This is a genomic window from Planktothrix sp. FACHB-1355, from assembly GCF_014748295.1.
Taxonomy (GTDB): Bacteria; Cyanobacteriota; Cyanobacteriia; order Cyanobacteriales; family Aerosakkonemataceae; genus Aerosakkonema; species Aerosakkonema funiforme_A.
Map to the genome: position 1 here is coordinate 1 of NZ_JACJUP010000219.1, position 7,437 is coordinate 7,437.

General features: G+C 43.7%; 6 protein-coding genes and 1 pseudogene. 5 read left to right on the forward strand and 2 right to left on the reverse strand.

The window, feature by feature from the left end; all coding sequences use genetic code 11:
* Nucleotides 1–594: SDR family oxidoreductase (locus H6S82_RS11825; RefSeq protein ID WP_191056251.1), on the reverse strand; the 594-nt coding region annotated here is incomplete at its 3' end.
* Nucleotides 595–755: 161 nt separating this feature from the next.
* Between H6S82_RS11825 and H6S82_RS11830 the strand changes: the two genes are divergently transcribed.
* The 5 genes from H6S82_RS11830 (at nucleotide 756) to H6S82_RS11850 (ending at nucleotide 6,958) form a co-directional block, all read left to right on the forward strand.
* On the forward strand, nucleotides 756–2,102 hold the full coding sequence (locus H6S82_RS11830; protein ID WP_190466744.1) for a sugar ABC transporter substrate-binding protein: 1,347 nt from the start codon (nucleotides 756–758) through the stop codon (nucleotides 2,100–2,102).
* Between the two features lie 339 nt (nucleotides 2,103–2,441).
* Nucleotides 2,442–3,362 (forward strand): sugar ABC transporter permease, encoded by a 921-nt coding sequence (locus H6S82_RS11835; protein ID WP_190466739.1) that lies wholly within the window; start codon nucleotides 2,442–2,444, stop codon nucleotides 3,360–3,362.
* Between the two features lie 2 nt (nucleotides 3,363–3,364).
* Complete coding sequence (locus H6S82_RS11840) at nucleotides 3,365–4,186, forward strand: carbohydrate ABC transporter permease (RefSeq protein ID WP_190466736.1); 822 nt, start codon at nucleotides 3,365–3,367, stop codon at nucleotides 4,184–4,186.
* A gap of 43 nt (nucleotides 4,187–4,229) precedes the next feature.
* Nucleotides 4,230–5,336, forward strand: coding sequence for a sn-glycerol-3-phosphate ABC transporter ATP-binding protein UgpC (ugpC, locus tag H6S82_RS11845; protein ID WP_190466733.1), 1,107 nt, complete (start codon nucleotides 4,230–4,232; stop codon nucleotides 5,334–5,336).
* Between the two features lie 134 nt (nucleotides 5,337–5,470).
* Nucleotides 5,471–6,958 carry a mannitol dehydrogenase family protein gene (locus H6S82_RS11850; protein ID WP_190466730.1) on the forward strand — a complete coding sequence of 496 codons (1,488 nt, stop codon included), beginning with the start codon at nucleotides 5,471–5,473 and terminating at the stop codon, nucleotides 6,956–6,958.
* Here the strand turns inward: H6S82_RS11850 and H6S82_RS11855 are convergent.
* A pseudogene (locus H6S82_RS11855) lies at nucleotides 6,933–7,437 on the reverse strand (hypothetical protein); the annotation flags it as partial. The gene H6S82_RS11850 and the pseudogene H6S82_RS11855 overlap by 26 nt on opposite strands.

Genomic DNA, 7,437 nt, shown 5'->3' on the forward strand with positions numbered 1-7,437 from the left:
ATAGCCGGGGCCGATTAGCGAAGGAGAGAGCGCATTTACCCTAATGTTATGGGGAGCTAAGTCTTTCGCCGCCGTCTGGGTAATTCCTATCACCGCAAACTTGGAAGCCGCATAAGCAATCATATTTGGGGGGCCATCCACTCCCGCATGACTCGCCATATTGACGATCGCTCCTCCACCCGCATCCCTGAGATGTTGAGCCGCTGCCTTAAGAATGTGGAAAACGCCGATAACGTTAATATCGATTACCTTTTCAAAATCATCTTCTGGATATTCATCCGTTTTGGCAAATACTCCTTGATAACCTGCATTATTAAATACGTAGTCGATCCGATCGAACTGCTCGACACCAGCAGCAAAAGCTTTGGCAACGTTGTCCGCATCCGTAACATCGCAGCGAAATATGCCGATCGGAACATTGTATTTTTCTAATTCCCGAACTGCTTCTGCCATCTTCGCTTCATTCAAATCCAGCAAGAATATACCTGCACCATCAGCCGCAAAGCGGCGTGCCGTCGCCTTGCCAATTTCTCCCGCACCGCCTGTAATCAGAATCGTCTTACCCGCAAACTGATAAGTTGCTTTCGCTGTCATGGTTCCAACCTCGTTAATTAAGAATTGTTGCAAATCCCCTGTTGACTTTTAAGTTTTTGGGAGGGTCTAGATATGATTCTATTATTGAGCTTTTGCCCAAAGTTTGAGCATAAACTTAATAACTTCTTCGCCAATCTTTTTTTAAACAAAGGAGTTATGCAATGCGTATCTCCCGCTTCGCTAAAGTGCTGGTTGCATTCTTTGCCGGAGTCATGCTGGCGCAACTGTTGCACGCTTGTTCGCCGAATTCGCAAGCAGCACAGAAAACTAGACTGACGATCGCTACCGTCAATAATGGCGATATGGTCGTCATACAGGGACTTTCCCGCAACTTCGAGCAAGCTAACCCGGATATCCAACTCAGATGGGTTGTGCTGGAAGAGAATGTATTGCGCCAACGCACAACCACAGATGTTGCCAGTCAAGGCGGACAATTCGATGTGTTGACGATCGGTTCTTATGAAGCACCGATTTGGGCTAGACGGGATTGGTTGAGACCGCTGGATTTACCCGCCAGCTATGACGTAAATGACTTGATTAAACCCGTGCGAGAAGGGCTTTCCTACAATGGCCAACTCTATGCAGTGCCGTTCTATGCGGAAAGTTCGATGCTGTATTACCGCAAGGATTTGTTTGAGAAAGCAGGCATTACGGTTCCCCAACAACCAACTTATCCGCAAATGAGGGAATGGGCAAGCAAGATTCACGACCCGAAAAATGGAGTTTACGGGGTTTGTTTGCGCGGAAAACCCGGCTGGGGTGAAAATATGGCGTTTCTTACCACGTTAGTCAATACTTATGGCGGACGCTGGTTTGATATGAAATGGCAACCAACCATTAATACTCCAAATTGGAAAGAAGCGATCGGTTTTTATGTCGATTTGCTCAACAAATATGGGCCACCGGGAGCGAGTTCTAACGGATTTAATGAGAATTTGGCATTATTTTCGACGGGTAAATGTGGAATGTGGGTGGATGCGACTGTTGCAGCAGGACTGATTTCTAATCCCAAAGAATCGCAAGTTTACAATAAGGTTGGTTTTGCGCGTGCGCCGATCGAACGTTACCCCAACGGCTCAAACTGGCTCTGGGCTTGGGCGCTAGCGATTCCAAAAACTTCTAAATCACCGGAAGCGGCTCAAAGATTTATTGCTTGGGCAACTTCTAAAGAATACATTCAATTGGTTGCCAACCAAAATGGCTGGGTTGCTGTTCCACCCGGTACGCGGATTTCTACTTATCAGAATCCGAATTATCAAAAAGCTGCACCGTTTGCAGGAATGGTGTTGAATTCGATTCAATCTGCCGATATTACTCGTCCATCGGCAGAACCAACGCCTTATAAGGGTGTTCAATATGTGGATATTCCAGAGTTTCAAGCGATCGGAACTTCAGTTGGACAAACGATGGCAGCGGCGTTGACTAATAATGTTTCGATCGATCGAGCTTTGCAACAGGCGCAAAGTTCGACTGAACGTTTTATGAGGCATACGGGGTATATAGAATGAGGATTTTTTTTAACGCAGATGAAGACGGATGAACACAGATGAACACAGATGTAGATGGAGATTGTTGGTGGGGAATCGGATTTTTTGATTTTTTACCACAGATATCCACAGATGAACACAGATGAACACAGATGTAGATGGAGATTGTTGGTAGGGAATGGGATTTTATGTGTGTGGTAGATGTTGGGAGATCGGATAGTGAAGGAAATTGTAGGTTGGGTTGAGTGGCAGCGAAACCCAACAAATATCGGTCTCAAGTTGGGTTTCGTTCCTCAACCCAACCTACGGGATTTCTAAAATTCAAAATCCAAAGTCTTGAATCCAAAATTTGATTATGTTATGTCTTCTTCAATAGCTGTAAAACCGCACCGCGAAACACCGCCCGTTCAGCGACCACCAAGGCGGAAGGTATCAACTTTACCTCTGGTTGCGCCTTCGGTGATTGCCTTATTGCTGTGGATGATCGTGCCTTTGTTGATGACGATTTGGTTTTCTTTTCAAAGGTATAATCTGCTAAATCCAGATGCACGCAAATTCATCGGCATTGAAAATTTCACGTTTATTTTGAGCGATCCGGCTTTATGGACTTCGATCGGGATTACGGTGATTTTGGTGGTTTCGGTTTTGGCGATTACGATCGGTTTGGGTACGTTATTGGCGGTTTTGTTTGACCAGGACTTTTTCGGGCGTGGAATTGCGCGGGTGTTGGCAATTTCTCCGTTTTTTGTGATGCCGACTGTTAGCGCCCTGATTTGGAAAAATATGCTGATGCACCCGGTAAATGGGCTGTTTGCTCAGATTACGAGGGGTTTGGGTTTGGGCGCGATCGATTGGTTTGCAGATGTTCCGCTGCTAGCAATTATCATCATTGTTTCTTGGGAATGGTTGCCTTTTGCGCTGCTGATTTTATTGACTGCAATTCAATCGCTCGATCGCGAACAATTAGAAGCTGCCCGAATGGATGGCGCTAATGCGATCGCTTCATTCCGTTTCGTCATCTTACCGCATTTGAGTCGCGCTATTGCTGTAGTTGCGATGATCGAAACGATTTTCTTTTTAACAATTTTTGCCGAAATTTTTGTTACCACTGGTGGCGGGCCAGGATTAGCAACTACTAACCTTGCCTATTACATCTTCCTGAGAGCTTTATTGGAATTCGATGTAGGTGGTGCTTCCGCAGGTGGATTAATTGCTGTCATTCTTGCCAATATCGTAGCTATCTTTTTGATGCGTAGTGTTGCTCGTAATGTGGATACTTAACTATGACGAAGAAAAACAATAATCGTTGGCTATTTACTTTCCTCGGTTGGTTAGTTGCTTGTCTATTATTCTTCCCAATTTTCTGGATGTTTCTCACCAGTTTTAAAACGGAAGTAGCGGCAGTTGCAACTCCTCCTCAGTTATTCTTTCAGCCAACATTAGAAAATTATGCGGCAATTCAAGACCGAGCATCATATTTCAATTATGCGTTTAATAGCGTAGCGGTTTCGGTTGGTTCTACCATACTTGCATTGCTGCTTGCTATACCTGCGGCTTATGCGATGGCATTTTTCCCAACTAAACGCACCAAGCAAACTTTGATGTGGATGCTGTCAACGAAAATGCTACCATCCGTTGGCGTGCTAGTGCCTATTTATATATTGTGTCGCAACACTGGATTACTTGATACTCGCATCGGCTTGATTATCATTTATACCTTGATTAATTTGCCGATCGTTGTTTGGATGATCTACAGCTTTTTCAAAGAAGTTCCCAAAGAAATTCTCGAAGCCGATCGCATGGATGGAGCAAGTACACAACAAGAACTGGTTCATGTATTGCTACCTTTGGCATTACCAGGAATAGCATCTACAGCTTTACTTTCAATTATTTTATCTTGGAATGAAGCATTTTGGAGCTTGAATTTAACAACCGCAGATGCTGCACCTTTAACCGCATTTATTGCTTCATTTTCCAGTCCGCAAGGATTGTTTTGGGCAAAACTTTCAGCGGCATCAACATTGGCGATCGCACCCATTTTAATATTCGGTTGGCTAAGTCAACGCCAATTAGTTCGCGGTCTAACATTTGGTGCTGTGAAATAGAAGAAAGAGAACGTTTTCTTGAACCAATTAAGGGAAGAATTTTATGTCAACAGTCGCTTTAAGGGATATCCATAAAACCTATGCCGATACGCAGGTAATCAAAGGCATAGATCTCGATGTAGGCGATCGCGAATTTGTGGTATTCGTCGGGCCGTCAGGTTGTGGGAAATCAACCTTACTTCGCATGATTGCCGGATTAGAAGAAATTTCCTCTGGCGATTTATTTATCGACGAACAAAAAGTTAATGATGTACCGCCAGATAAACGCGGATTGGCAATGGTATTTCAAAGCTATGCCTTATATCCTCACATGACTGTAGCGGAAAATATGGCGTTTAGTCTCCGCCTTGCTGGAATGCCAAAACCCAGACGTTATGAAAGGGCGAAAGAAGTTGCGCGGATTTTACAATTGGAACCTTTACTCAATCGTAAACCGAAAGAACTATCGGGAGGACAACGACAACGAGTTGCGATCGGTCGTGCATTAGTTCGCAATCCCAAAGTGTTTTTGTTTGATGAACCTTTATCAAATTTAGATGCTGCTTTGCGCGTGCAAATGCGGATCGAACTTGCTAGTTTGCACGACAGTTTGCAAGCGACAATGATTTACGTAACGCACGATCAAGTTGAAGCGATGACTCTTGCTGATAAAATTGTTGTATTGCATAGCGGTATCGTGGAACAAGTAGGATCTCCTTTGGAACTATATCACCATCCCCGCAATCAATTCGTAGCTGGATTTATCGGTTCGCCTAAAATGAATTTCCTTCCAGTTACGGTAGCAGCCGTTAATAATTTGGGTGTTACTGTCAAACTTCCCGATAATGCTAGTGTAACTATTCCAGTCAAACCTGGAAACATATCGATCGGTGATAGCGCAACTCTAGGAATTCGCCCCGAACATCTGCGAGTCGATCGAAATAACGCCACATTGAACGGCGAAGTGTTGGTCATGGAAAGACTAGGCGGAGAAACCTATCTCTACGTAAGAATTGCCGGCGGCAACACAATAGTTGTGCAAACTCACGGTGACGATCCCAGTCATTTACATGACGTGGTTCCCATTCATATTAAGGGCGATATTTGTCATTTATTCAATGCACAAGGTGAAGCAATCCCAAAAGCTCAACGTCATCCTCTCACCCGTTAAAAAAAACTGCAAATTCATCTGTTTATCCCACCAAAAAACTCCGCAAACATCTGTGTTCATCTGTGTTTATCTGTGGATATCTGTGGTAAAAAATCCTAGATTTCCAGCCCGTAAACAAAAAACCAACAACTACCATGAACAGCAATATCAGCACAAATTCAGCAATTAAATTGAATCAAGCATCTCTATCTCGTCTACCAAATAACGTTCAGATCCCAAAGTACGATCGCACTCAAATTACCAATGGAATCGTGCATATCGGCGTTGGTGGATTTCATCGGGCGCATCAAGCATTATACCTCGATAATTACTTTCATCAAAATCCCGGTAGTGAATGGGGAATCTGCGGGGTTGGATTGCTTGAATTCGACAAACGAATGCGCGATGCACTTCAATCTCAGGATTGTTTGTATACCCTGGTTGAACGATCGCTAGAAGGAGATAATGCTAAAGTTATCGGCGCAATTACTAAATATTTATTTGCACCCGATAACCGACAAGCAGTTATTGATGCAATGGCAAAACCTGAATGTAAAATTGTCACTTTAACGATCACCGAAGGGGGTTATTATTATATTGAAGGTAGCGGCGAATTCGATGCCAATCATCCAACAATTCAATATGATTTGCAACATCCCGATGAACCGATCGGAGTATACGGCTTTTTGACAGCAGCACTCGATCGCCGTCGCCAACAAGGAATAGCACCGTTTACCGTGCTTTCCTGCGATAATTTGCAAGGAAACGGTCACATCGCACAAAAGATGTTAACTGCATTTGCACAGATGCGCGATTCCGATCTGGGAAATTGGATTGCTGAAAATGTTGCGTTTCCGAACTGTATGGTCGATCGCATTACTCCCGCTACTACCCCAGCAGATATCAAAATGGTAACGGAACAGTTTGGCATTGATGATGCTTTCCCAGTCGTTGCAGAACCTTTTCTTCAGTGGGTAGTTGAAGATAATTTCTGTGCGGGTAGACCGAATTGGGAATCTGTTGGCGTACAGATGACCAACGATGTTCATCCTTACGAGATGATGAAAATTCGGCTACTTAATGCCAGTCATTTGTTAATCGGTTATTTTGGTACTTTGGTCGGCTATACTTACGTTCACGAAGCGATGGCAGATCCGTTAATTAGGCAAGCTGTCGATCGCTTAATGGACGAAGTTACGCCCACTCTTCAACCCGTACCTGGAATCGATTTAGATAATTACAAAAAGACTTTAATCGAACGATTTGCCAATCCGAAAATTCGCGATCAACTACCGCGTCTTTGCCTGAATAGTTCTGCCAAAATACCAAAATTTATTCTAGGTTCTCTGCGCGATGCACTACAACAAGGAAGTTCGATCGATTATATGAGTTTAGCGATCGCTGCCTGGTTCCGCTATCTTAATGGCAAAGACGATCGAGGTAATTCAATTCCCATCGATGACCCAATGGCAGATACGCTAACTCAAATAGCTATTTCTAGCGGTTCCGATCCTCAACCATTACTCAGTGTATCTGAGATTTTTGGCGATTTACCGCAGTCATCGCGTTTCGTCGAAGCAGTTAGCGATCGTTTACGCAGTTTGTACGAATTGGGAGCTAAAGAAACACTGACTCGGTTTTAGCTTCTGATTCATCCCTAGCTTTAAAATACCAGTAGAGATTGGCAACCGCTAAGTCTGAAGCTTGCTGTAAATTAGCTGGTACTAAAGTTTTGTAACCAGCAGATGTAGCTTGCTGGCTGATATATAATTGATGCTCTCGCCGTAATTCTGGCTTCATCATATATATCATCTGATCCTGCAATGATTGAGGATGGGATTTTTCTTTCAAGTTTTCATAGAATAATTGCTCTGGTGGTGCTGCTAATGCTGTTGTAGCGGAGTTGGTATCTGGGGTTACTTCTAAATTGCTGAATTCGGCACTTTCGAGCAGTTTTAGTTCGGATTCGGGTAACGAACGCATCCAATCAATTTGGTTTTGCCATGTTTCTAGAACGGCTAAATCGTGGTCGTGAATTCGTTTGATTTCAGGGAAAAGGAAATCTAGCTCGTCTTCCGATTGGCAGTTATTGATAACGTTAAAGCAATCTTGACGGATTTTT